The sequence below is a fragment of the Shimazuella sp. NTD250 genome, from assembly GCF_059510375.1.
In genome coordinates this window covers 251,682-276,859 of sequence record NZ_JCAJZS010000001.1, presented here as the reverse complement: position 1 = coordinate 276,859, position 25,178 = coordinate 251,682, and the positions used below count along the sequence as shown (strand labels likewise).

The following is a 25,178-nucleotide window of genomic DNA, read 5'->3' as shown; positions in this document are numbered from 1 at the left end:
TAATGAGAGGACTCGCATCATGCAGGTAACCAGTACTCGTGTTGAGATCAAGGACGAGGACTTCACGACAAAGGTTCAGGATAATATCATTACAGGTACAGATGGAATCGAGATTAAGTATTATTGGGCTGACTATGCGATGTATGGAAAGGGAATCGAAATCCATCTCAAGGAAAAAGAGACTGATGAGGCAGGGGAAGAGTCTGAAGTTTGGTCCTTCTATCAGATTGTTGGATCTGGTAAGACTTCGAACTCGATTCATGGGGTAACCTTCGTCAATCAAGCAAAGCAGTGATCTCAATTCGTATTACTGATTAGCGGGACATGTCTGGGCAGTGTACCTTGCTGTCCAGACACCTGAATATAAGGAAAATATATAAATGAGAGTCATCCAGTGGATGGCTTCTTTAGTTTGCATAAGGGGTGTTTTCCAATGCTCAAAACTAGGGCCAAAATCAAAATCAGAGATCGAATGGAGACCGTCGTCGATATCAAAAGGATTACCAAGTGTTATCAGGTGATGTACAGCAAGAAACAAGGGGAGCTCGTGCCGTTTGAGGATGCGGAAAAGGTCGTCTTCCATTAATGTAGAACTGACGACACTTCTTCATCTATATGAATTTACAATTGTATACAGTCCGGGCAGTTGTGGAGTCTCATCGCTGGAAGCGAGAATCTCAACAAACTGTCCGGTTTCTCCGTACAACTAGAAGTTGTCAGAGACAAGATGGCCTTCGAGAAGAGTTTATCGAACTTGGCAGGGATGAATGCCATTCCGAACCTGCTTGTTCCACTTCCTCTTCGCTCGTCGTGGCACTCGCCTTGAGTCTCGAATGAAGCTTGACTTGGTCATGCCGAACGAACTTGCGAATGCTCCGCTCTCATAGTAACCGAAGCTCAGGAACTGCTCATTAGGATCTTTGGTGACGAGAGTGATCTGATCACTTTTGATCTCCACGAACCAGAACTCGTTCCGGTTGTTTTCGACGTATTCCTTGAGTTTGCTGATGGTGGAAGTGTGATCCATCATTTTCTCTCTCGAAGGTGAAGTGGTGGTTTCGACTCATTTTATCATAAAAAAATACAAGTTCCATCCAAGATAGATGTGAGAAAAGGTCGTCAAGATCTATAGGGAAGTATTCGAATAATATTTTAGTCGTTTTTACCATGTATCAAAAACGACCGTTTTTGGTACGTAACAAGATAAGTTTTGAAAAACTTGATTTATAAAGGTTCTTTTTGTAACAAAAATGTATAACAAAATTAATTGTAACTATATCTAATATTCACCCTTTTTGGTGCAATAAAAGGAGGATAAAACAAGACAAGGGTGTTGAAAATGAAATTTGTTGATTTTGAATAGTAAACTCAAAAGTGTAAAATTCGTTTTCTTTTCTCGGATCGATTCGATGGTGTTCATCACAACTCTGATTATCAGAAAAATTATTTCATTTTAAAATAGACAGGATGATATAATTGAAAAGTCTGATAACAGGAGGGTGATATAAATGGAAATCCATACATGCTCAAATTGTGGTTCAGTTTATGAAGTTCGTCATCATTCCGTCCTCTATCATGATAAGGACACAGAGGAATGTGAAGTGTAAATATTGTGAAACACGTATGGAATCCCAAGGTGCTGATTAGGTTGAGGCTTATTTGTAACAAATCATGTGTGTAAAAAGGCGGATTATAGAGCTGGTTATGAATCATGCGTTGATATAAGAGGTAGAAATGTATCTGGTAAGCATCGATGGTATGAACCATCTAAGTATACCAGCATCCGGCGACTGAGGGATAACACAACCATATAATGGAAGAAGAGTGATCATGGAATTTACAATGAGCCAATATGTTATTAATACTAGAGTGATAAGGGATAAGTTTCTTCATCTTCGAAGATCAGTAGATTTGGATTTTATCCCACATATAGGTATGTCGCTCAGCTTGGATGGAGATGATTTTGATCATGACATAGAGCGAGTTATTTATGATGTGAAACAAAAGCGTTTTACGATTGTTTTTGAAGACATTCGTGCACTGAACACAGACCAGTATGATAAGTTTGTTAGCCGATTGAAAAGTAATGGTTGGAAGGAATTTAAACATCAACCTTGAGGCTGTTGTGATCTAATCAAATAATGAAATCTAGCTAAATCCCGCATTTTTGCCCATCCCCCTGAAAAGGGTAAATAAGAATTACAATAAATGGAACCTATCTGACTGACGAGAATACGAACCGCCTCATGGGGGTAAGTCCGAGATAACTCCAAATCCGGCACGATAGATAGAAAAATGTAAACATTAGTAATGGCAAGGTTTATAGTTCATGTTCAAGAAAAGTATAGTAAATTAGAAAAATGACTCAGTTAAGGGAATGATGAGATGAAGAAAAAAGGAAAATACGGGATAGATGCTCCCTATGTCCCGTTGATGTTTTTTGCTTTAGGTTTGGTGTTCGTTTCATTTGGTTTAGTTTTCATTAGTCAAAGATATTCATGGGTTTATTGGCTCTTCATAGTGGGAGTTTTCTATTTAATATGTGGGTCTATTTATTTACATTCGACTTTTCGGGGAAAGTTTAATATTTGGGAAAAGATCTTTGATCATCTATCCATTCATCCAGATTCAGAAATATTGGATTTAGGGTGTGGCAGAGGAGCTGTTTTGTTGATAGCTGCTAAACGGCTTGGGAGTAAAGGGAAAGTAGTGGGTGTTGATTTATGGAGAAGCATAGATCAGTCTGGTAATAATATAAACGTTACAAAACATAATTCAGTATTGGAGGGTGTCGAAGATAAGATTGAGTTGAAGACCGCCAATATGATGGATTTGCCTTTTGAAGATGAGCGTTTTGATTATGTGACGAGCAATGTTGCCGTTCACAATATTAAAGATCAAGCAGGAAGAAAAAAAGCTTTAACAGAAGCCTATCGTGTATTAAAAAAAGGCGGAACCCTTATCATAGCTGATTTAAGAAAATCAAAAGAATATGTGGAAGTTTTAAATTCGATGGGGATGAAAAATGTTCAAATGAAAGATGCCGGGTGGCAAGGATGGTGGTCTGGCCCGTGGGTACCTACAAAGATTATTAGCGCCAAGAAATAAATTGACGAGTTTCCTTACAAGGGGTCTCGCCAACATTTTGTAAAAATCCTACGCCAAGGCTCAGAACCAGCATCTGAACGACGAACCGTAATTTGACCAACAGATGGAAATAATCCTGTGGATTAGAACACGAATCCTGTCATTAGAAAACCACACGATCTCTAAGAGCATAGAGGTCATGTGGTTTGATATTTCTATTTATTTTATACGAAGCGAGGAAACAACATCGTTCCATGTTCCGTTACCAAGCTTTATCTTGGTAAAATCAGAGTATTTCCCTGGTTTCAGTTTCAATTTCTGTCCTCCGTAGTTGATGTGTTCATATAATACAACTCCATTGCCACCAGACACTTTAGCAGATGAAGCAACATCATTCCAATTCTTTTTGCCAAATTGCAATTTGTTATCTTTATTGTCTACGAGGGTACTATCATTGGAACAGAATTGGATGGAACGACCCTTGAAGTTTACATGTTCATACAGTGTTACACATGATTTGTGGTGGTTGTGATGATTCCCGTGATGGTGATGATCACGATCATGGTCATGATTGTTAGGTGCGGCCAATGACGTAGCTGGTACAGCTAATGCACAAGCGAGAGCCAAAGAAGACAACACAGCAATACTTTTTTTCATCAAAACAACTCCTATTTAAATATTATGGAAATTCACACTTTTATATTATATGCGAAAAATTTTAAATTATCAACCGAACAAATACAATTTCTGATTAGGATCAAAGTTAAGCCGAAACTGTTTATGCGTTATTACGGTGCCATTTGTATGTATGCCATCAACACTCACAGTTTGATCAAACATCACTTGTACATTGCGAGATGTGATGGCATCGATCTGAGTGGTAACACCTGCATATGGTGTTTGATCTTTGCCGTACCAGATATCATTCAATTGCAGAAGTTCCATTTGATCACATCGCTAGTCGTATCGAAAAATAAATTGTACGTTAGGCATTTCTTTGACACAATATACTATATCACCTGTACGTGAACGAAGCGTACATGGAGGGGCAACACTGGAAAATAATCCTATATTCCAAAGTATGCATGATAGCTCCTATTTAGGACATCATATAGTCAAGAGTACATAACGATTAAGCCCAACCATATATATCTTCATAAGGTGTATATGGAGGTGAGCGAAGATCATGTAAGATACTTTCAACAGGTATCTTGCATGATTGACCGAACCACTACGAATGAGCGGTATAATGTCTTTGTTATGATCGAAAGGTCATAGCCAGACATCTTATCGACTCAGCGTAGTGGCTAGGTAGATCGTTATGTACTCCCATTTGCATTTGTTCTTAGATTCAGTGACAGAGTTGTTGTTTAGCTCTCAAGATTCGTAAACAAAGAACAATTCCTTTCCCAAAGTGCCTATTTTGTTCAAACACATAGTTGGATCTAAATATTAACATTGTCTTGCGCTACAAAAACATCTAATTTATGCAGTTGAAATCTATGAAAAAGATCATTTTTTCTGCTATATTGCTTTGAGTGGCCACCACCGTAAAATTCAATAAATGAACTTGAGTATAAATTAAAGTGACTTATTCAGTGGTGGATAGGTCATTTTCTATTGCATGGGACAAAGTCTCTATTTCATAAATTGGTATATATCAAGTAAAGGCGGTGTTTGGATGAAACGAAAAACAGATCCCGTCCAATTTGTATGGGTTCAAAACCAACCTGAGAGTCATTCAACAGAGTTAGAAGAATCCTTAGAAGCAAAGAAACGGGTGATTCAAGTTTTGATGGAAATGGCACTAACAGAACAGCAGGAAAAACCAGTTCATCTGCTTGGGTGAAAAGATACTTTAAATGGAGAGGAGGGAAGGGGAGTGAAAACAGCCATCTACGCTCGTGTATCTACAGGATTGCAAGCAGTAGAAGGGACGAGTTTGGATACACAGGTGGAGTTGTGTACGGAAAAGGCACATGCATTAGGGATATATCAGTTAGAAGTTTACAGAGAATCTGGTGCATCAGGAGAGGACATCGAGCGTCCAGAGATGGATCGGCTTCGGCAAGATATGGCGCAAGGGAAGATAAATAAAGTGATTTGCGTTCATCCTGACCGCTTAAGTCGTAATTTAGTGGATAAATTGATCGTATGTGGAGAGATGGAGCGTCACGAAGTAGAACTTATTTTTTGTGATGCAGAGTATCAAAATACACCGGAAGGACAGTTATTTTTCAATATGCAGTCTGCTATTGCTCAGTATGAGTTATCCATGATACGAAAGCGAACCAGTAGAGGGAGATTAAAGGCTGTCGAAAAGAAAAAGAAGATTATGCCGATGCGTTCTGCTCCTTTTGGTTACGATTTGGTTAATGCGCAGCTGGTGGTCAATGATACAGAATCAAAGGTTGTACAGCAAATATATGAGTGGTATGTGTATCAGCATCTTTCGTATCGAGAGATTGGCCGCAAATTAGGTCAATTGGGTGTATTACCAAAGAGAAAAGAAAGTAAAAACTGGAATCGATCATCGATTTATCGCATTTTATCGAGTGATGTGTATATAGGAATCTATCACTATAATCGCCGTAAAGTGAAGAAACTAAAAGGCGAAAAAACAAGCAATGGAAATCCCAAAAAAACATATGAATACCGGGATGCTTCTCAGTGGATCACCACCGAAGTTCCAGCCATTATCGATAAAAAACTGTTTGAATCAGCACAACGACAGAAGGAAAAGAATACGACCAATAAAGGAAATAATCGCTTTTCGTATCTGCTCAAAGGTATGATCCGCTGCGGTCATTGCGGACGAATGTGGAGTGGTACGACTTACTCTGGTAGAATAAATGAACAATCAGGGAAAAAAGAGCGGTATCGCTGTTACCGCTGTCCCAATAAAAATCCTCGGAAATTTGGCGAAGGTGTGGAAAAATGCCCAACAAAAACGCTTCGTGCAGAAGTGATAGAAGAATATATATGGAACCTCATTATTCGTTCCATTGTTGATAAAGATGAGATTGTAAATCAGTTAAAAGAAGCGTCAACTCAGCACGATCAGCGATTATTTGATACAATAGGGGCAATGAAAAAACGGATTACCGAAAAGGAAAAAGAGCGGAATAAAGTAAAGATCATGTTTACTCGTGAAGTGATCTCCGAAGACGAAATGTTTCGTGATTTGAGTAAAATAAACAAAGATATCAATAGCTTGAAGACAGAGCTTCAAAAGCTCCAGCATAATCTAGAAGCACAGCAACAAAATGAGGAAGAAAAAGAACGCATAAAAATGGTGATTGATTTCTTAGGCAGATTAGTGGAAAAGGAGACAGATATTCCTTTTGAAAAGAAAAGGTATATCATTCAATCTTTAATCGATGAGATTATCCTCACCTTTAGCAACGATCAGACGAATTGTGAAGTGACCTGTGTCGGGCACCTGGACACATTACTCGGTCGAATTGACATCGTTTCACGTTCACAACATGAAAAAGTTTGAGAATACAGGAGAAGACGCAGAAGATCTTATATCGATTGGGACGATTGGTTTAATTAAAGCAATTGAATCATTTCAACCCAACAAAGGAACCAAGTTGGCAACCTATGCTGCTAGGTGCATTGAGAATGATATTCTAATGTCTATAGTGTGGCGTAGGAGGGCAAGAATAAATGGATGGTTTCGTGTGAGTGTTGGAGGCACTCACACGAAACCGAGAATCCTGCTGTGTATCATAATTTTTATATTCAAAGATAAACACTGATCTTTATAGTAACAGAAGTCTTTTTATTATTCCCAAGGGTTTTTTAGTGTTAGAAAACTAGCCAATACTTTGCTCTCTTCTCTTCTTAATTTACGGATTTCTGCTCTAGCAGGTGCTGTTTCATGTAACTTAACTTCTTCTTCTGTTTCTGGAATCACGGCAGGAACAGAGATAGGTCTGTTATCTTTGCTAAAAGCAACAAAAGTTAGAAATGACGTAGCTGCTATTTTTCTCTCTCCATTATATAAATCTTCTTTAATAACTTTCACGAACACTTCCATAGAAGTATTTCCAGTCCAGGTAACATAAGCTTCTAAACTAACCGAATCAGATGGTCTAATTGGATGTAAAAAGTCCACAGAATCAGTGGAAGCAGTGACTACTGTTTGACGACAGTGTCTAGTTGCGGCTATGGATGCAATATCATCAATATATGCCATTAATTTTCCGCCAAATAAGGTATTGTGATTATTGACATCAGTGGGAAAAATCCTTGATGTTTTGTAGCTTCGAGATTCTCTTGAAAATCGTTTTTCCATTTCCATTTTCCTTTCAATAATATATTCATTATTAATTCTATAAGTGGCTGCTTTGGTATTGATGTCTTGCTTTTTTCAAATATTATAGCAGAAGAAACCAAACAAGAAGTAGTTTGTTTAAAGGTGGAAGAAGGTTGGATGCACTTTTCCATCAAGGATTTCAATATATGACGAGTGAGTATGAGAAAAAGCTGGAAAACCTTAAACTTCAAGGAAGTCGTTCCAGACGGGGGAATTTCTATGACAATGCTTGTATCAAATGTTTTTTCTTATTTGGGGTAGAACCACATGCCCATCAAGCTAAGAAAACGAATACCCTTTGCTGAAACAAACTTGAATTTTCCCTAAAAATAGAATAGTATAATTTTAGGAGCGTCCAAAGAATGCTCCCTGATCCCCACCGGACACCTTGGATAAAGGTCACTCCTGCCTCAGGAAACTGAGGATAGATACTTCGAAAAGAGACCGGTGAGGCACCACTCTTGAGATTACTCTAGAGTGGAATGTAACTAAAACCAAGAACAATTAATTGGTCTTGGTTTTTTTGAATCTGGGATCACTGTACATGACCATTCAAGCTAAAACAATATAGGCACACTAGTGGAAAAAATGCTATTCTCTCTTTAAGGATTGAAAAAAGAAAGAATGGCGTTTTTTTCTGTTTTGGAGGACTATTTTGTTTTAACTTGCAGGATATGGGAAAACCGATTTTTTTATTTTCATATGATTTCTTACACTAGGCGTAGTGACAGGGTGCTATTATTAACCGCAAAGTAGCGCAACACCCTTATATATCAATGGATTTGACCTCTGATACTGAAACATAGATCAATCCCTAGACACCCCTCATTTCATCATAGAGAAATTCCCCTTTGTTACGATCACCGGTATATTCGTCATGCTTATAATAGTGGGAAAATTCGATAACGTAATTACTTTCTTTTGTGATGTTTTTGATTTCTATTCTTGGGAGCGTCGTCAAAAACTGAATTGGGAGCAATGAGACAAAGACAGACAGCGACGACAAAGAAAAATTAGTCAAACAAACCGTAACCCATGTCATCATTGTTATCGTCGTCATCAACTGTATTGTCACCCAAAACGGAATTGGGAGCATCGTCATCAACTGTATTGTCACCCAAAACGGAATTGGGAGCATCGTCATCAACTGTATTGTCACCCAAAACGGAATTGGGAGAATTGCCATCAACTGTATTGTCATCCAAAACTGTATTGAGAGCGTTGTTATAAACTTTATTGATCGCGTCTCTGTGGAACAAAATCGCATTACCTGATCGTTGCACTAACCCTTCTATTTCAGGATACAGAAACCCGTGATTTTGCCACTTTTGTTCTACAGCTTCGACCGTTTCGCCCACTAAAGGTGCAAATTCCTCCATTGTGTACCAGTCTCGTGGAGGCAGATCATCTTTTGTCGTCACAAAAAGAGTTTGCTGCACTATCTCAAGCGGTTCATCTCTACAAGAAATCAATTGACCGTCAATATCAGTAATAAAATACGAAAAAATCCCGCTTGAACTATAATCTTCCAACTCGTTGTACTTCTTACACCATTCTACGACTTCGTTCAATCCATTCAGCTTGTTGTGTCTTAGCTTGTTATGTTTTTCCGCCACTACGATCCACTTGGTTGTATCTTGATTACATCGGCAAGTGAAATACCATTCTAGCTCTATTTCCTTTTCACCAAATAAGATTGGTATTTTGACTTTGTCTTCTCCCTCAACACTATTGATCTCATGCCTACTTTCTTGGCATTTTACACATTGGATAAACACATCATAAATTTTATTGATCTCCATGTTATCGTCGTCATAAACTTTATTGATCGCGTCTCTGTGGAACAAAATCGCATTACCTGATCGTTGCACTAACCCTTCTTTTGCAGGCTCCAGAAACCCATGATTTTGCCACTTTTGTTCTACAGCTTCGACCGTTTTGCCCACTAAAGGTGCAAATTCCTCCATTGTGTACCAGTCTCGTTGAGGAAGATCATCTTCTGTCGTCAGAAAAAGAGTTTTCTGCACTACCTCATACTCATACCGATCCTGCGGATAAACAGGATTCACTTGATCGTTATTATCCATCTTAAAATAATAATTATCCCTTTTGTTTGCAAAGGTCTGCTTGTTGTACCATTCTACGATTTCGTCCCATTCTTTTAGCTTATTGTGTTTTTCTGCCGCCACGATCCACTCGGTTGTATCTGGATAACATTCGCAACCGAGATCCCATAGTAGCTTTTCACCAAAAGAGTAGATTGAAGATTCTTTGTCTAGCCATTGGGGTCTGGAAATTGGACAAAATTGTCACCTTTTTGGCATTTTACACATTGGTAAAACACATCATAAATTTTAATAATCTCCATATTTATCAGCTCCCAGTGTACCCTTAAGGGTACAATTATCTATATCTCTATTAGGGGTAGCAACCCTGTCACTACCATTAACCGCAAAGCAGCGAAATACCTTATATATCAATAGATTTGACCTCTGATACTGAAACATATTTTTTTGATCGCTATTGTCTTTGTCACCAAGTACCTTACGACAGTATTTAGATATGAATTTGTAGGTTCCTCAGAATTCTTAATTACATTCCACTTTTGAGTATCATTAATTGTAGGATTCCATTGAATAAGAGGAGTCCAATCAACTTTTGAGTCACCATGTACATCCAGATTCTTACCACTATGGACTACTTGAAGATTGTAGCATCTGGACCTTGTACTTTTTGACTTTTAGTTATATTAACTCCATCATCTTCCATTCCATCCGTTTTACCTAATTGAACAATCCGAATACTAACATTTGGAAAAGTCAAGTTAGCATTGTTACGTAGATTGGAGTCTTCATCATCAATCTTTAGTTGTAAGATGGCATGTGTATTTCCTTCGACATTGAAAATGGCTCCTCCTGAAAGACTAACATACGTGCCATCAGAAGTATCTGGTACCCAAACTCCTGAACCAAGGATATTTTTTCCATTCAGTACAAGTACAGTTTCAGCAGCAAAATTTTTCCCTCGTTCTAAAAGGACGTTATATTCTACTGAATAAGTGTAGGTAGGAGCTAGTAGGATGTCTTTTGAATCAGGTGAATGAGAAATGTCTGATCCATTTATAACGATATTATGACTTAAAGGTAAGATTTTATCAGATTCTGTAGTTGTGAAAGGCTTAGCGTTAACGATAAAAGCATTGTTAGATGTAGGAAATTTCTTGGACAAAATTTAACCCTACTTTCGTTGAATGATTTTTTCTATACAACCATCAAATGTAAATATAGGTTTGTTTTATAAAATGAAACTATATTAAAATTATAACATACTATTCAGTTATTTAATTATATTATAAATATTCCCTCTATTTTTGCACTTTTAGTTCCTAATATGGTGTTACCATGATATTGTGGATCACATAGACAGTTGATCACTCACGATACTTCGCATCCGGTCTATAAAGTAGCGCAACACCTTATATATCAATAGATTGACCTCTGATACTGAAATATAATTTATTGATTTTGGTATTAGTTTGAATAATACATAATTTACGGAATATTGGAGGCACTACCCCATAGCCATCAAGCTAAGCGATTGGATTGGCAAATCACTAACTAAATAAGGACTTTTTCTGAGGATACTCTCAAAGGAAAGACTTTTTTCGTTTTAGGGATATTCATGTTTCTTAACTGGATGGTCATGTGGTTCTACCCCCATTGAAGACAGAAAAACTATATTTTATCCGAAAGCGATCCTAGCATATATTCATTTTTACAATTACAGTCGTTTTCAAGAAAAGTTTAACGGCCTTTCCCCGATTGAATATCGAGAAAAAGCCGCAGTTTAACTTACTCTATTTTCATTGTCTAACTTGACAGGGCTATGTGCAAACGGTCACTTTGTGTGTTTATACCAAAGGTACAGAAGGATTTGGAGCTTGTGTTTGCCAATGAGCTTGTGGTTGAGTCATTGCATAAGATGCACCAGCAGGTTGTTGGAATTGTTGTATAGGAGCTTGAGCAATTTGATTACTAACTTGAATACATTGAGAAACAGCTTGATCTACTTGTTGAGCAAGTTGTCTGCAATGTGCGGCATCGGCGATATGTTGTTGTTCGGTTTGTTGGCGACGAGCCTCCGCTTGTTGTAATTGTCGAGCCATAGATTGGATGTGAGATAACTGGCTGGTTATCTGGTTGATTTGTTGCTGATGATACATGTACATCTCTCCTAGAGAATAGTATTAGTTACGAAATATAGGATGTGCATTTTTCTTCTTACTATTCATGGAAATAAAGAAGGCGATCTAGTTACTTAGAACGCAGTCGTTAACCCTCATGTGGCTCTCCCATCAGAATGACTCCGTTCCATCATCACTACAACGATTTAAATGTTCGTTTAATATGTGTTTATACTGATCATACTCATTTTGAGCTGCTAACTTCCTTCCAAATCTATAGCAGATTGAAAACATCTTTCTGCATTAACCTATATAATATTCTGTTATCAGGCTTTGAAAGATCACGATGATTCTGTATAATTTAGTTGTCAGTCATATAGATTCCCTGTATGCATTAGTGACGAGAGGAACCATCTCCATGGGCGAGATCGCGGACGCAGCCCGGAGGGCGGCGGGGGAGCAGCAAGAGAAGGATCAGGAGAGCTGACCTAACCCTCGGCACAGTGACGCTCGGTGTTCGTAGTATTATTAGCGGACACCGAGCGTCCGTTATTTTATATTCAATTATGGATTTAGTACAGGTATCTACAATTTAATGAGAAGTTTCTTTTTGGCTTGCCTGTAGTACTTTTGATTGCCTTTTGGTAAACTATTACTATAAGAAAGAATATATCAAAATTTACATTAATTACAAAAAGCGCAAGAACGAAGAAAATCATTGTGAAGCATGTAAATGTGACCACAAAACATACTGAAAATATTGAAAATAACTCACATGACATTATCCGTGATGGTGGCGATGGTGATCGTGAAGGACTAGACCCACCTAATCTCAATAGTAGTCATAACAAGAAGCGTAATACTATGCGCAAATTACCAAAATAACGAAGGGAATGGTATCAATAAGCAGCAAAAACAAATGGCGGAATCGGGGAATGTGGATCCTTGTGATTGGAGTATCATTATCCGTGATCAAACAAATCGCAAACCTATTTGGCTATCCAATACCAGATCCAACAATAGACTCAGTGACCAACATATTAACAACAATAGTAAACGCATTAGCAATCTTGGGAATACTCTCAGATCCCCCACAAAGACCACCGACAGACGAAAACAATAGCCCAAACCAAAATCAAAATCAAAATCAAAATCTATAGACACAAAACCCAACCACAGAAACCGAATCCAGAACTATCACAATCAAATAAACCGGAATCGCCTCCAACGCAGAGCGATCCGGTTTATTTAGTTACATGGAGTACACTTGTAGCAGAAGTTAAAGTGATTCCCTCCGAGGATGAAGTTATCAATCGTGGCTGATAAAAGGCAAAAAAGTGATGCGCTTCCTGAGTTTTTTCGAATCGAACTCGAGCCAGCACAAGAGATTTGTTATTGCAACTACTCCTGTGATAAAAGATGATCCACAAGAAATTGTTATACCGTTAAAACGTCAAATAGATAAGGAGACTCACAAAAAATTGCAATATGATGTTGTCGATCATGATTCTACTATGCAAGAGGAGGTTGTTGCATAATTACTACCAAAAGCGCAGATGTAAGTGAGTGAAGCGTCCTTTGTGTTTTTGGGCAACAGACGCTTAAAAACACACACATCAAGCGTCTTTCCCAACTGATTCAAGGTCGATTAATGCAACAACCTCTTCAACCATAAGCGCACCGCAAATAGATATCCTAACATAATTATTGAAATAATTGCCTACTTAGAATATTACCATTAAGGATATTGTGATTATCTTTTGATTATATTATACTAATTATATAGTGCACGCTGAAACCACGTGCAGAGCCATCGGTTTGCAAAAACCGCGTTAGGCTCGGGCAGGCCCACCGAAGGCCGCTCCAAAAAACTCGACAACCGGAGGAGCGTTGAAGCTCGAAGTTTGCCCCCACCCGTAACCGAATGAGGGATGAGCCCTAGTGTAGGAATGGGTCGGGGGTGGATACCTCCCATGATCTTAATGCGCTCGAGAGAGGTACCCATGCTACGAAAGCTGAAACTCCGCCCCTGACCCGCTTAGCGGGTGCGCGAGAAGCGAGGCCTCTAAACTCGATCTAGTACACAACCAGGTAGAGAAAACTCTCCCTAGTATTAGCTGAGAGTAGCGCAAGCCTCCAGGGGGATAGTACCACGCGCCTCCGGGGTTCTTCTATTTCTGGGATCGCCAAAGGCCACGGCGACAAGGAAATTAGATGAACACTCATGACCACAAACCAGTGGTCGTGGGGGGACTGACTTAGATTCGGCTTTAGTGTTTCGTCCATAAGCGATTCCCTAGCCCGTCTGAGCAGTTCCCGGTGCTAATAATGGAATACCCATAGAAAAAAACAGGAAGGTAGCTTACCTCCCTGTTTTTGTTGTTTTATTCCGCAAACAAACTATGATGTTGCTTTTTCTTCCACACAAATTGATAAAATACATATAGTTAGACAAGCATACAGGTATCACAAATCGGATATGCTGATCAAATGCCTAGTAATGCATAAGGTTTAGATAACACATAAGCAACTGGTACCATGATTACCCAAAGACATTGCAATTGTAATTGCTGTAGGCATAATGAAAGTCCCACATCCTCGCATTTCCTATTATCATTAATACCAATTCTCGAAAACCAATAATTCGATAAGATACTTGATACACAACGCATTTCAGAATTTGCAAATGACTAAAAACAGGTCGTCTCCCAGGTCCAGTCCGTTGTTCTATATTTGCTTCGTCCAAAAGCCTTTCTAATTGTGTGAACCAAAGGAATGAGGGGATGTTCTTCTAAGATGTTTTTTGCTAAGATCTAGAGAAATCCGTCTTCTTGGTGATGTTGGTCTGCAAACTACATCTTACCAGAAGATTGGGTTTTTTCGTTTATTCAAAACTATTTATGCTACAGACTCAAGAGGTTTTAGAAAAAGCCATCAAAAGACTTGTCGAAGAAGACAAAAAATAGCATATGTCGCTGTAGTACAAGCATCTCTTGCATACCTATATATTAGGTGGTGATTGAGATGCTTGTTGTTATTGTACAAGGTGAATTAGCGGACAAACTTCGCCGGAATTGTTATAACTTTCTTATTGATAAGTATAGAAGGGAGAAGTTAAACGTTGATTGGAGTTTACGCACGTGTGAGTACAGAAGAACAAGCGAAGAAGGGGTTCAGTCTCCAGGATCAGATAAAGGAATGTCGGAAGAAAGCAAACAGTGCAGAGATAATTGAATATATAGATGATGGTTTCTCCGGTGAGTTTATAGATCGTCCTGCTCTCACCCAATTGAGAGACGATGCACGTAAAGGGTTGATAAACAAAGTTATTTGTCTCGATCCAGACCGCTTATCAAGAAAACTAATGAACCAGCTAATTATTACGGATGAACTAGACAAAAAAGAAATCAAGTTGGAATTTGTAAACGGTGAATATGCTAAGACACCAGAAGGGAATTTATTTTATAGCCTTCGTGGTGCAATATCCGAGTTTGAGAAAGCAAAAATAAAGGAGCGTACAAGTCGAGGTCGTAAAGAGAAAGCAAAGCAAGGAAAAGTATTACGGGATTTTATCATATATGGTTATACATACAACAAGCAGACAGAACAATTAGAAATCAAGGAGGAAGAAGCGAAAGTAGTAAAACTAATTTTCGATCTTTTTACTAAGCCTAATGATCAGGTAAAAGGAATTAATGGTATTGCAAAACTTCTCACAGCTCAAGGCATACCAACCAAAAGAGGTGCTAAAGTTTGGCATCGACAAGTGGTACGACAAATCATATTAAATCCTGTTTTTATGGGCGAGTTTTACCAGAACAAGTGGAATACAGAAGGAATGCTGGGCAACCAATTTCGCTCTAAGGAAGAAAAGGTTTCCATGAAACTACGATCAAAAGATGAATGGATTAAAATTCCCTGTCCTCCTATAGTTGATGAAGCTACCTATCATCATGCACAAAAATTAATAAAAGATTCTAGAAGACGTTTTACTAAAGAGAGTTTGTATTCTTATTTATTAAGCGGGTTATTACGCTGTGGGAAGTGCGGTAATACCCTTACTGGAAGAAGGGCTAGAAATTGGGGTAAATATGAATTTGAGTATACGGATAAAAAAAATTATTCAGGTGCAAAACATCCAGGTTGTGGTTTTCGTATGAAGTGTGAGGAACTGGATACTCATGTTTGGAACCAGTTATTAGAGTGGTTGGATCAACCAGAAGAGATTACAGCTACTATTGCTGATGAGCTCACTCCAGAAGATGAAATTGCAACATTTGAACAAGTTGAGATGGAGAGATTAGAAAAGGAAATTGAAAAAACAAGGAAGGCAAGGAAAAAGGTATTAAAGCTCTTTGCGTTTGCAGATGATGAGGATATGACAGAAGAGGAAATAAAGCAATCTATTCGAGAATTAAAGGATAAAGAGGATGAGTTGGAACAAAAGTTAATGAGTTTAAGGCAGAAAGTGAAGCAAGATAAGGAGCATCATTATACTGTGGAAGTCTTGAGAGAAGCAGCTGAGTATTATTTGAGCAAAAAAGGGGAACAAGAGTTAACCTTTGAGGATAAACAACATTTAATCCGCCAAGTGGTTAGAGAGATAGTGCTGCATGATGATCGTGTAGAAATCTACACGTTTTAAAAAGAGTCTTCAAAATAAATTAATAGGTCCTGACATTTGCCAGAACCTTTTTGTTTTAATACTTACGTATTTTGAAGTTTTCTTGGAGCAGGGACCAGTTCTTAGAGAAATCTTCACCGAGTACCCAATAAGCGATACCTCGAAGTCCATACTCCTTAATTAAGTTAAATTTAGCTTGGGCACTTTGTGTGTTTTCGTACCAGATTACGTGTTTTTTGTCCTGATTATCTGTATAGAAATAATATGGAGCCTGATCTCGATTACTGTATTGCGTTCTAAGCGACTTTATTTGAGCGAATGTCTCAGCTTCTTGAGGGGACACTCGTTTTGCTTTCGGACCACCTTTTTGATATGGCAGTGTCCAGTCATAACCATATAGAGGTGCCCCCATAATGATCTTTTCTCTGGGGATCTTTGAAATGGCATAATCTATAACTTTACGAACTTGGGGGATCGGAGAGACTGCCATTGGTGGCCCACCAGTCCAACCCCATTCATAGGTCATGAGGATTACAAAATCTGCTATTTTCCCATGAAAAGCATAATCATGTGCTCCATGCCAAGGGCCATCCTGTTTGTCACTAGATTTTGGAGCTAAAGCGGTGGATACAAGATAGCCTTCTTTCTTAACCACTGGCAATAGAGTTGCCAAAAATCCGTTATACAACTGACGATCTTTTACGTAGATATGCTCAAAGTCTACGTTTAAAGCTCGATATCCTTTTTCCTTCATGACACGAATCACATTATGAATCAACCGTTTAGATGATGTTGGATTCGTAAAGATCTGATGGGCGATATCTGGTTGGAAATTTCCTTTAGCGAAGTTAGTAATTACTAACATTGGAACTGCATTTTTCTGTTTTGTAGTTGCCAAGGGGGATGCATCATCGATCGAAATTAAATCTCCATTGTTTTGAGCACGGTAACTAAAAAAAGCAACATAAGTCAAATTTCGAGCTGTTTCCTTAACGTCATTAACAGCTTGCGTTGGAATTATGGGTTCCAAAAAACCAATGGACTCAATGTGTGGTCTGACTCTATTTGTTGGAAGTGTATTATCCCCCCTTTTTCCAGGAAGCACTCTGCCTCTACTCGTCATTCGTTCTAATTTTGATTGGGTTGATTGATTACTTGGAGTATTTTCCTTCCTGCTTTGTGGATTTGTATTGCATCCTTGCAATAGCATGATAAATAAAATGAAGATAAGAGAAATTTTTCGCATTTTTATCCCCTTTTTATGGTTGTTAAACTTAGTGCTTCTCTTATTTTGTTTTTTTATTCACTTGGTAAAACCAAGTTAGTGAGTGGAGCTTAAAACTGCATTTGAACTGGGAAATGAAGAGATTGAAACAAGAATTGAAAAAAATTATTGGAAGCGGATGGCTTTGCCAGTAATCAGAAGATTGCAAAAGAGGAGATGAAACAATCGATTAGAGTAAAAAAAGGAAAAGGAGGGATAAAATCCAAATGTTGGCGAGGGAAATGTGTCGTTCAATGACCGTGTAGAAATCTACACGTTTTAAATATATCTTACGCACCACTATAGACATTAGGTTAGAAATTTTAATGCACTTACGTTCGCTAAAAAAAGCACGGAAAGATGTATCCTTACATGATCCCATCGGAACAGATAAAGAAGGAAATGAAATAACCTTGTTGGACATTTTGGGAACAGACAGAGATGAGATTGTGGATTTGGTTCAAATGAAAATTGAAAAGAAACGAATCATGAACCATCTGCACATTTTGGATGATCGGGAGCAAGAGGTGATTCGAAATCGGTTTGGATTGGATGGTTTAGAAGAAAGAACGCAAAGGGAGATAGCAAAGGAATTAGGGATATCTCGGTCCTATGTATCACGAATTGAAAAGCGGGCGTTGATTAAGTTATTTCATGAATTTTATCGGAAGCCATGGAAAAAACAGCAGTGATGGGACACTGCTGTTTTTATCGCATAACCTCAAACGCCGGAATGTCTTAATAACCAATTGCTTAATTCAGTTTTTTGTTTATGTTGATGGACCCATTCTTTGCTGGATTCTATCCATTTCTGATGGGCATCTAATTGTGATTCCACTTGATTCCGGGCAGTTCCACCTAAGACATTTCGTGCGTTTACTACGGTTTCTACTTCAAGGGCGTGATATACATCTGATTCGATCAACGGGGAAAATTGTTTGAACTCCTCTAAAGATAAATCCTGTAAGAATTTGTTTTTTGTGATGCAATAGAGAACTGCTTTCCCTACAATCTCGTGAGCTTCACGAAAGGGAATATTGATTCGTACAAGATAATCAGCTAAATCAGTTGCATTGGCAAAATCATGTGTAACTGCTTTTTTCATTCTCTCTCGATGAACATGCATGGTCTCTATCATCGGTGCAAGTATTGTAAGTGCTCCCTTTAAAGTGGAGAGTGTATCAAACATACCTTCTTTATCATCCTGCATATCTTTGTTATACGTGAGCGGTAACCCTTTTAAAATTGTCAGCATACCCATGAGATGTCCATAGACTCGTCCCGTTTTACCACGAATTAATTCAGCTACATCTGGATTCTTTTTTTGTGGCATAATGCTGGAACCTGTACAATAAGCATCATCCAGTTCAATAAAGGAGAATTCTTGACTACTCCAAATAACGAGCTCTTCACAAAGACGAGAAAGATGCATGGATTGTAAGGAAGCCTGAAATAAAAATTCTGCAAGGAAGTCTCTATCACTCACTGCATCCATACTGTTACGGTAAACGTCATCAAAATGAAGTATCTCGGCAACGTATTCTCGATCAATTGGAAAGGTGGTACCTGCTAGTGCGCCTGCTCCAAGTGGGAGTACATTGATTCGCTTCCAATTATCTTGGATTCGTTCAAAATCTCTTTGCAGCATACTTACATACGCTAGCAAATGATGACTTAGGAGAACAGGCTGCGCTCGTTGCATATGAGTATAACCTGGCATAACGGTATCCAGATGCTTTTGTGCTTGGTTTAGAAGTGCAGTTTGAAGCAGAAGTGTCTGTTCTGCGAGCTCAAGTGTTTTTCTTCGTAAATATAAATGTAAATCTAATGCTACTTGGTCATTTCTACTGCGCCCAGTGTGTAATTTTCCAGCTAGGGGACCGATTTCTTCTCTTAACATTTTCTCGATATTCATATGAATATCTTCGTTTTCAATGGTGAAATTGTATTTTTCCTCTTGGATGCCTCGGAAGACGTGGTGTAATCCTTCTTTGATTTGCTCAACTTCTTTGGAATCAATGATTTTGCATTTCCCTAACATTTGGATATGGGCTAAACTGCCTACAATATCTTCTTTCCATAACTGATAATCAAAAGGGATAGAAGCAGTATACTCTTCTACTAATGCATCGGTTTGTTTGGTAAAGCGTCCTCCCCAGAGTTTCATTTACCTTGATCCTCCTATTAATGATTAAGGACTTTATTTAAAAAGTCTTTGCCGCGATCACTTTGCGGTTGGGTGAAGAATTGCTCAGGTGGAGCTACTTCTACGATTTTTCCATCAGCCATAAACACGATTTGATTACAGATCTCACGGGCAAATCCCATCTCATGAGTAACGACTACCATTGTCATTCCTGTTGTCGCTAATTTTCGAATTGCATCTAATACTTCTTTAATCATTTCTGGATCAAGTGCAGAAGTAGGTTCATCAAATAACATAATTTTTGGATCCATGGCTAATGCCCTAGCAATGGCTACCCGCTGTTGCTGTCCTCCTGATAACTGTCCAGGAAAGGAATCTACTTTGTTTCCAAGTCCTAATGAAGACAACAATTCTTTAGCTCGAGTTTCTGCTTCTTTTTTAGAGATCTTTTTTACATAGATGGGAGAGTAGGATACATTTTGAAGTGCAGTGAGATGCGGATATAAATTAAAATTTTGAAAAACAAACCCTATTTCAGATCGTAATGTGTTGATATCTGTTTTTTTATCATGTACAGAAATACCATCGACTTGAATTTGTCCTTCCTGAATTTCTTCCAATGCATTTATCGTTCGGATCAATGTACTTTTTCCAGCGCCACTTGGTCCGATTAGAGCAAAAATTTGTGACTTAGGTATTTCTAAGTCTATATTTTGGAGTACTTGATGCTTGCCATAGTATTTATTGACTTTTTGTATGTTGATCATTGCATGTCCTCCATTTATTCCGCTACCTTGTATTTTTTCTCTAAAAATCGAATTACTTGGGAAATGATAAATGTCATTGCAAAATAGAGCAATGCGATAAATGTCCAGACTTCCAAGGAACGAAACGTGGTACCTACAATGTTTTTACCAGCTAAAGTCAAATCGGCTACCGATATGACGGAAACCAAGGAGGAATCTTTAATCAAGATGATAAACTGAGAAGCCATTGGCGGTAAGACTTTTCGAAATGCTTGCGGGAGGATGATCAATCTCATTGCGGATATATAATTCATTCCTGATGATCTTGCAGCCTCCATTTGTCCACGTGGAACAGATTCAATTCCAGCACGAACAATTTCAGCGATAAAAGAACCAGAAAAGAAAGCGAGGCCGATAATGGCGGACCAATAAGCACCTAAATGCAAAAATTGATTGAGTACAAAATATATCCAAAGAAGTAAGACCAAAAGAGGTACTCCGCGAATAAATTCAATATAACAAGAAGCTAGAAAAGAAACAAAACGATTACGAGATATACGCAGCAAACCAGCAAGGATGCCGATGGGGATACTAATTAAAAGAGCTAATGCGGAAATTTGAAGTGTTAACCAAAGTCCCTCTAGTATGGCATCCATATTTTGGGGAATAACGCTCCAATCCAAGTTATATTCCATAACTTCAGGTCCTCCTAATATAAGTTGATTCATAGAATAGGAAGAGTATAGTTTCCTAGACTCTTCCTATTAACGAGGTTGAAAGTAGCATTATTTCTTGTTTTCTACTTGATTCATCCAATCAGTAGATTTAAACCATTTGTTAATGGATGCTATATCGTCAGGACTATTACGATAAGATTCAAGGAAAGAATTTAACCATTGTGTTGTTTTTAAATCGTTCAATTTAACCGCAATTCCTAAATTCTCGGAGGATATTAACCCGCTTACTTGTTTTACTTTAGTAGGATTCATATTGACAAACAATTTAACGGCAGGTTCATCATAGATAATTCCATCTGCTTGACCTTGTGTCATCGCCATACCAGCAGAAGGGAAATCAGGATAGTCAACTACTTTTGCTTTTTTGAAAACTTGTTTTGCCAGTAATGCGCCTGTTGTTCCTTGGGACACAGCAATCGTTTTTCCTGCTTGATCCAGTTGTTGATAGTTTGTTGTGGTCGAATCACTTTTTGGTACCATCAACGCTTGACCAGTTGCATAGTAAGGATTCGAAAAACTAACACTTAACGCACGATCTCCACGAATGGTCATACCAGCGAGAATCATATCAATATCGCCAGTTTGTAATGCTGGAATCAGTCCACTAAATTCATATTGTTTAAACTCCACTTTTACATTTAGTGCCTTACCAATTGCTCTAGCTAAATCCATATCGTAACCGATGTAGTTACCTTTTTTATCTTTCATATCAAATGGCAAGTATCCAGGGGCAGTACCAATGACTAGTGTCTTTTTCTTCACTATATTATCAACTGTGGATGTTTCATTGGAGCCGCTGCTATTTCCTCCGCTACAAGCTGTAAGCAAAACTAGAAAAAGAGAAATAATAAGTACGAGATACTTTTTCATATTTTACACAATCCTCTCTTTTGTTTACTAGGTGGATAGGGGGTCCCTTTTTAAAGGAGCTGTCATGCAGTGAATAGCGCCCCAGCCTTTCATAATCTCATCCATTTTGACTTCGATTACCTTTATTCCCGATTCTTCCATTTTTGCTTTCGTTTCAGGACTGCCAGCGGGCATAACTACTTTACCCGGTTCTAAGGCTACGAAGTTTACGGAAAAATTTGATTTTACTTCTTCTATGTTAGTAGCTTCCACAATCGTGAAATCTCGATCTAATAACGCTTTCACGACATCATAGGGAACTTGCCAAGGAAATAATACGGCTGTTTTTTTATCAGCGATATTTAATAACCCGTCTATATGTGCATGGCCATATGGGATCGGAAAGTGAATGAAATCGGTTACACCAATGTTTCTCAATTCACTTTCTACTTGTTTTGCTCCTGACTCATTAGCACGAGCACCTGTTCCAATAATGACTGTATGACGATCCACCCACATCAAACAAGCTCCATCAAAAATACCATCACCATTTATCGTTTTAATTATGGGAACACCTAGTTGACTCAATGCCCCGGCAGCATATCGTTCTTCTCCGCGTCGAGCTTTGATTCCTGGTCGACAAACAATTGCCCCTTCTGGTGTCATAATAACCAAATCACGCATATATAATGCATTTGGTCGATCATTTCTCATATCTTCCACATAATTAACTTCAATGCCATGATCTCGATATATTTGAGCTAAAGTATCTTGTTCCTTCCGCGCATTCTCCGGGTTCATGGAAGCTTTCCAGCGAAAATCTTGATAATTCTTGTTTGTCACAATCTCAATTTCGCTGCCAGGTCGTCTAAGCAAAATAGAACGCAGACGCCCTACTTCCGAGTCACAATACCAATCTCCCCATAATTCTTCTTTTTCATCAAAGAAGGAATTTTCAGGTGGAAACCATCGCTCGCCTTGAACATGAAATTTTGCCAAATGTTCTCCTCCTAAAACCATTTTTAGAATTTTATATTTAAAGATTTACATATAATTATCATAGGAGGAGGTGCTTTTTGTCAAGAATAATAAATATTTATACATAATTTTACCAAAAAATATTGTAGAATTCATTGGTTTGTATTGTTCGAAAGGGAATAAATATAAATCTTTCTTTGTGGATCGATGAAATAAAGTTGGATTTAATGTATAAATATTCACATAGAATGATAAAAAATTATAAAATGAAATATTTTATAAGGGTAGTATATCTCGATTTACACGGAAGAATATTTTAAGTAATTTAAGTAACACTAAGCTCAGGTGATGATATGGACAAATACATGATGCAATTGTTTTGGGAAGTACCCATTATCTTTATCGCTTTACTGCTTTTAACAAGACTCCAAGGGAAAAAGGCAATTTCACAACTTACTTATTTTGATTATATCACTGGGATTATTTTAGGAGATATTGCAGCTGTTCCTTTAGTGGATGAGAGTGTTCCAGTAACTAGAGCCTTGCTGTCATTAGCATTATTTGGAGGACTTTCTATTTTGGCTTCTTACTTAGGTACGAAATTTCGGAATGTTCGTCTCTTAGCTGAAGGAGAACCTGTGACGATTATTAAAAATGGAAAAATTCTCGAAAAAAATATAGAAAAAATCCGTTTAGATATCGATAATCTTCGTATGTTATTACGAAAGAAGGATGTATTTTCCGTTGCAGATGTTGAATTTGCAGTGATGGAAACAGATGGATGTCTATCGGTGCTGAAAAAAGCAGCACAAGGTACTCCGACTCGAAAAGATTTAGGTTTGAAAACAAAACAGGAAAAGCCCGGAATGGAAATAATTATTGATGGAGTATTTGATGAACAGAAATTAAAAGAAGCAAAGTTAACAAAAAAGGATGTACAAAATATATTGAAACAGCACAAGATCAAGGACATAAAAGAGGTAAGTTATATGGAGATTACCGGGGATGGAAAAGTGTTTATAGACCGCTATCATGATCAGCTTCACTAAAACATGCAACTTCATGGAATACTTTTCTCATCTTTGTAAAAAATAATGGCAGAAATTAAATCTTAAATAAAGGGTGAGCGTCATGACAGTAGGGACAAAAATTCAACAAACCATAGCAAGTGCGGAGTCTATTGCTGCGAGTTTAAAAGGATTTGCATTAGATACAGACAATCAACAAGCAAAGCAAACCTATCAACAGCTAAGTCTGCAAATGGAGACAGTAGTTCAGCAGTTAAAAACACGTGAACAACAAATTATGAGTGAAGAGCCACAGTATAACCAATAATTTTCTAAAAGTCGTCTTTCAGAGGATAGGCGACTTTTATCTTTTATTCATATAATTACTCTACTTAAGCAAAATAGATACAAAAAATCCTAAGCGAAGATATATACGACTGTAGCGTCCTTTGTTGCTCTTTACAACAGACGCGGAAGACGTGCATATCAAGCGGGATTTGGAACGAAATGTTAGTGAATTTGTTCATCTGGAGTAATTATTTTTGGTTTTGGAGTGGTGACCTTTTCCGCTGTCCACATAAATACTTGATTCATAGTCCATTATGGATGCATATGTAACTTGGTTTATATCGAGAAATCCTTTTTTCTGTAATTCTTGTTTAAGCCAGTCCACATCTTTTTCGATTAATAACAAATTATGATGCTGTATTTTTCCGTCTATAACCAAAGAAAGCGCTAAGCCATGATAAGTTGCTTTTATCTTTAAATCGTTACGTGTAACAGGGTAGTATTTTTCCCATGGAAACACACTCACTGCACCAGTAGGTTCCAAAATGGCATATTGAATAGAGCGTATATCTGAGTATCCTTTTGAGCGAATAGTAGATAACAGTTCAGATAAAGAAAATTGGCAACGCTGAAGATTCTCTTTCACGATTTTTCCATGCTTGATCAGAATGGTTGGTTCCCCAAGAATGAATTGATTTGTCCACTGATAGAGTGTCAACTTTCTAAATATCACATGTATAATAACGATCAAAGCAATAGCAAGTACGGTGCTTAAAAAATCATCGACGATAATGGGTTGTGTTGCTAATGCAGCAATAATTACAATCGCCATTAAATCGTGGGGAGCAAGTTGGCTTAATGTTGCTTTTCCCATTAACCGGATTGCTGCTATTGCAATGGTAAATAAGACAATAACCTTAACAATATATAGCAAGTCCATACACC

27 protein-coding genes and 3 pseudogenes are annotated in these 25,178 nt (G+C 37.9%); 16 read left to right on the top strand and 14 right to left on the bottom strand.

Annotated elements, in window-relative coordinates:
* Positions 1 to 19 precede the first annotated feature (19 nt).
* The 5 genes from AC5WOF_RS01470 (at position 20) to AC5WOF_RS01450 (ending at position 3,108) form a co-directional block, all read left to right on the top strand.
* Positions 20 to 295, top strand: coding sequence for a hypothetical protein (locus tag AC5WOF_RS01470; RefSeq protein WP_496048178.1), 276 nt, complete (start codon positions 20 to 22; stop codon positions 293 to 295).
* Positions 296 to 433: 138 nt separating this feature from the next.
* Positions 434 to 586 carry a hypothetical protein gene (locus AC5WOF_RS01465; RefSeq protein WP_496048177.1) on the top strand — a complete coding sequence of 51 codons (153 nt, stop codon included), beginning with the start codon at positions 434 to 436 and terminating at the stop codon, positions 584 to 586.
* A 41-nt stretch (positions 587 to 627) separates the two neighbouring features.
* Positions 628 to 837: a hypothetical protein gene (locus tag AC5WOF_RS01460; RefSeq protein ID WP_496048176.1), complete on the top strand. Its 210-nt coding sequence runs from the start codon at positions 628 to 630 to the stop codon at positions 835 to 837.
* Positions 838 to 1,830: 993 nt separating this feature from the next.
* Positions 1,831 to 2,118, top strand: a complete 288-nt coding sequence (locus AC5WOF_RS01455; protein WP_496048175.1) for a hypothetical protein — start codon at positions 1,831 to 1,833, stop codon at positions 2,116 to 2,118.
* A gap of 267 nt (positions 2,119 to 2,385) precedes the next feature.
* The gene (locus tag AC5WOF_RS01450; protein ID WP_496048174.1) at positions 2,386 to 3,108 is read left to right on the top strand and encodes a methyltransferase domain-containing protein; all 723 of its coding nucleotides are present in this window, start codon (positions 2,386 to 2,388) and stop codon (positions 3,106 to 3,108) included.
* A 198-nt stretch (positions 3,109 to 3,306) separates the two neighbouring features.
* Here the strand turns inward: AC5WOF_RS01450 and AC5WOF_RS01445 are convergent, their stop codons facing one another.
* Entirely contained in the window at positions 3,307 to 3,744 is a 438-nt protein-coding gene (locus AC5WOF_RS01445) for a beta/gamma crystallin family protein (RefSeq protein WP_496048173.1), read from the bottom strand.
* Between the two features lie 69 nt (positions 3,745 to 3,813).
* Positions 3,814 to 4,032, bottom strand: a complete 219-nt coding sequence (locus AC5WOF_RS01440; protein WP_496048172.1) for a hypothetical protein — start codon at positions 4,030 to 4,032, stop codon at positions 3,814 to 3,816.
* A 736-nt stretch (positions 4,033 to 4,768) separates the two neighbouring features.
* On the opposite strand from AC5WOF_RS01440, the gene AC5WOF_RS01435 reads away from it, so the two are divergent.
* From AC5WOF_RS01435 to AC5WOF_RS01425, 3 genes and pseudogenes are all read left to right on the top strand, one after another.
* On the top strand, positions 4,769 to 4,936 hold the full coding sequence (locus tag AC5WOF_RS01435) for a hypothetical protein (protein WP_496048171.1): 168 nt from the start codon (positions 4,769 to 4,771) through the stop codon (positions 4,934 to 4,936).
* Positions 4,937 to 4,969: 33 nt separating this feature from the next.
* Complete coding sequence (locus AC5WOF_RS01430) at positions 4,970 to 6,589, top strand: recombinase family protein (RefSeq protein ID WP_496048170.1); 1,620 nt, start codon at positions 4,970 to 4,972, stop codon at positions 6,587 to 6,589.
* Positions 6,576 to 6,755, top strand: a pseudogene (locus tag AC5WOF_RS01425) (sigma factor); the annotation flags it as partial. The gene AC5WOF_RS01430 and the pseudogene AC5WOF_RS01425, both read left to right, overlap by 14 nt.
* 122 nt (positions 6,756 to 6,877) lie before the next feature.
* Here AC5WOF_RS01425 and AC5WOF_RS01420 read toward each other — a convergent pair.
* Positions 6,878 to 7,390, bottom strand: a complete 513-nt coding sequence (locus AC5WOF_RS01420; RefSeq protein WP_496048169.1) for an acyl-CoA thioesterase — start codon at positions 7,388 to 7,390, stop codon at positions 6,878 to 6,880.
* A 134-nt stretch (positions 7,391 to 7,524) separates the two neighbouring features.
* Here AC5WOF_RS01420 and AC5WOF_RS01415 point away from each other — a divergent pair, with 134 nt between their 5' ends.
* The gene (locus tag AC5WOF_RS01415; protein ID WP_496048168.1) at positions 7,525 to 7,716 is read left to right on the top strand and encodes a hypothetical protein; all 192 of its coding nucleotides are present in this window, start codon (positions 7,525 to 7,527) and stop codon (positions 7,714 to 7,716) included.
* A gap of 708 nt (positions 7,717 to 8,424) precedes the next feature.
* Here AC5WOF_RS01415 and AC5WOF_RS01410 read toward each other — a convergent pair.
* The 3 genes from AC5WOF_RS01410 to AC5WOF_RS01400 all read right to left on the bottom strand — a co-directional run bounded on the left by AC5WOF_RS01410 (position 8,425) and on the right by AC5WOF_RS01400 (position 10,639).
* Positions 8,425 to 9,600: a hypothetical protein gene (locus tag AC5WOF_RS01410; RefSeq protein ID WP_496048167.1), complete on the bottom strand. Its 1,176-nt coding sequence runs from the start codon at positions 9,598 to 9,600 to the stop codon at positions 8,425 to 8,427.
* 287 nt (positions 9,601 to 9,887) lie between these two features.
* The gene (locus tag AC5WOF_RS01405) at positions 9,888 to 10,091 is read right to left on the bottom strand and encodes an RICIN domain-containing protein (protein ID WP_496048810.1); all 204 of its coding nucleotides are present in this window, start codon (positions 10,089 to 10,091) and stop codon (positions 9,888 to 9,890) included.
* 17 nt (positions 10,092 to 10,108) lie between these two features.
* The gene (locus AC5WOF_RS01400; protein WP_496048166.1) at positions 10,109 to 10,639 is read right to left on the bottom strand and encodes a hypothetical protein; all 531 of its coding nucleotides are present in this window, start codon (positions 10,637 to 10,639) and stop codon (positions 10,109 to 10,111) included.
* A gap of 520 nt (positions 10,640 to 11,159) precedes the next feature.
* Here AC5WOF_RS01400 and AC5WOF_RS01395 point away from each other — a divergent pair.
* A pseudogene (locus AC5WOF_RS01395) lies at positions 11,160 to 11,261 on the top strand (IS3 family transposase); the annotation flags it as partial.
* A 60-nt stretch (positions 11,262 to 11,321) separates the two neighbouring features.
* Here the strand turns inward: AC5WOF_RS01395 and AC5WOF_RS01390 are convergent.
* Entirely contained in the window at positions 11,322 to 11,633 is a 312-nt protein-coding gene (locus AC5WOF_RS01390; protein WP_496048165.1) for a hypothetical protein, read from the bottom strand.
* An 854-nt stretch (positions 11,634 to 12,487) separates the two neighbouring features.
* Here AC5WOF_RS01390 and AC5WOF_RS01385 point away from each other — a divergent pair.
* The 3 genes from AC5WOF_RS01385 (at position 12,488) to AC5WOF_RS01375 (ending at position 16,239) form a co-directional block, all read left to right on the top strand.
* On the top strand, positions 12,488 to 12,754 hold the full coding sequence (locus tag AC5WOF_RS01385) for a phage holin (RefSeq protein ID WP_496048164.1): 267 nt from the start codon (positions 12,488 to 12,490) through the stop codon (positions 12,752 to 12,754).
* Positions 12,755 to 12,931: 177 nt separating this feature from the next.
* The gene (locus tag AC5WOF_RS01380) at positions 12,932 to 13,132 is read left to right on the top strand and encodes a hypothetical protein (protein WP_496048163.1); all 201 of its coding nucleotides are present in this window, start codon (positions 12,932 to 12,934) and stop codon (positions 13,130 to 13,132) included.
* 1,583 nt (positions 13,133 to 14,715) lie between these two features.
* The gene (locus tag AC5WOF_RS01375; protein WP_496048162.1) at positions 14,716 to 16,239 is read left to right on the top strand and encodes a recombinase family protein; all 1,524 of its coding nucleotides are present in this window, start codon (positions 14,716 to 14,718) and stop codon (positions 16,237 to 16,239) included.
* Positions 16,240 to 16,294: 55 nt separating this feature from the next.
* On the opposite strand, the gene AC5WOF_RS01370 is transcribed toward AC5WOF_RS01375, so the two are convergent.
* Positions 16,295 to 17,464 (bottom strand): glycosyl hydrolase family 18 protein, encoded by a 1,170-nt coding sequence (locus AC5WOF_RS01370; protein WP_496048161.1) that lies wholly within the window; start codon positions 17,462 to 17,464, stop codon positions 16,295 to 16,297.
* Between the two features lie 326 nt (positions 17,465 to 17,790).
* Between AC5WOF_RS01370 and AC5WOF_RS01365 the strand changes: the two are divergent.
* Positions 17,791 to 18,174: pseudogene (locus AC5WOF_RS01365) on the top strand (sigma-70 family RNA polymerase sigma factor); the annotation flags it as partial.
* Between the two features lie 29 nt (positions 18,175 to 18,203).
* On the opposite strand, the gene argH reads toward AC5WOF_RS01365, so the two are convergent.
* From argH to AC5WOF_RS01340, 5 genes are all read right to left on the bottom strand, one after another.
* Positions 18,204 to 19,649, bottom strand: a complete 1,446-nt coding sequence (argH, locus tag AC5WOF_RS01360; RefSeq protein WP_496048160.1) for an argininosuccinate lyase — start codon at positions 19,647 to 19,649, stop codon at positions 18,204 to 18,206.
* A 17-nt stretch (positions 19,650 to 19,666) separates the two neighbouring features.
* The gene (locus AC5WOF_RS01355) at positions 19,667 to 20,395 is read right to left on the bottom strand and encodes an amino acid ABC transporter ATP-binding protein (protein WP_496048159.1); all 729 of its coding nucleotides are present in this window, start codon (positions 20,393 to 20,395) and stop codon (positions 19,667 to 19,669) included.
* 14 nt (positions 20,396 to 20,409) lie between these two features.
* Complete coding sequence (locus AC5WOF_RS01350; RefSeq protein ID WP_496048158.1) at positions 20,410 to 21,069, bottom strand: amino acid ABC transporter permease; 660 nt, start codon at positions 21,067 to 21,069, stop codon at positions 20,410 to 20,412.
* Between the two features lie 90 nt (positions 21,070 to 21,159).
* Positions 21,160 to 21,981 (bottom strand): transporter substrate-binding domain-containing protein, encoded by an 822-nt coding sequence (locus AC5WOF_RS01345; RefSeq protein WP_496048157.1) that lies wholly within the window; start codon positions 21,979 to 21,981, stop codon positions 21,160 to 21,162.
* A 27-nt stretch (positions 21,982 to 22,008) separates the two neighbouring features.
* On the bottom strand, positions 22,009 to 22,959 hold the full coding sequence (locus AC5WOF_RS01340) for a dimethylarginine dimethylaminohydrolase family protein (RefSeq protein WP_496048156.1): 951 nt from the start codon (positions 22,957 to 22,959) through the stop codon (positions 22,009 to 22,011).
* 332 nt (positions 22,960 to 23,291) lie between these two features.
* On the opposite strand from AC5WOF_RS01340, the gene AC5WOF_RS01335 reads away from it, so the two are divergent.
* Entirely contained in the window at positions 23,292 to 23,987 is a 696-nt protein-coding gene (locus AC5WOF_RS01335; protein WP_496048155.1) for a DUF421 domain-containing protein, read from the top strand.
* Between the two features lie 82 nt (positions 23,988 to 24,069).
* Entirely contained in the window at positions 24,070 to 24,273 is a 204-nt protein-coding gene (locus AC5WOF_RS01330; protein ID WP_496048154.1) for a DUF1657 domain-containing protein, read from the top strand.
* 195 nt (positions 24,274 to 24,468) lie between these two features.
* On the opposite strand, the gene AC5WOF_RS01325 is transcribed toward AC5WOF_RS01330, so the two are convergent.
* Positions 24,469 to 25,173: a DUF421 domain-containing protein gene (locus AC5WOF_RS01325; protein WP_496048153.1), complete on the bottom strand. Its 705-nt coding sequence runs from the start codon at positions 25,171 to 25,173 to the stop codon at positions 24,469 to 24,471.
* Positions 25,174 to 25,178 lie beyond the last annotated feature (5 nt).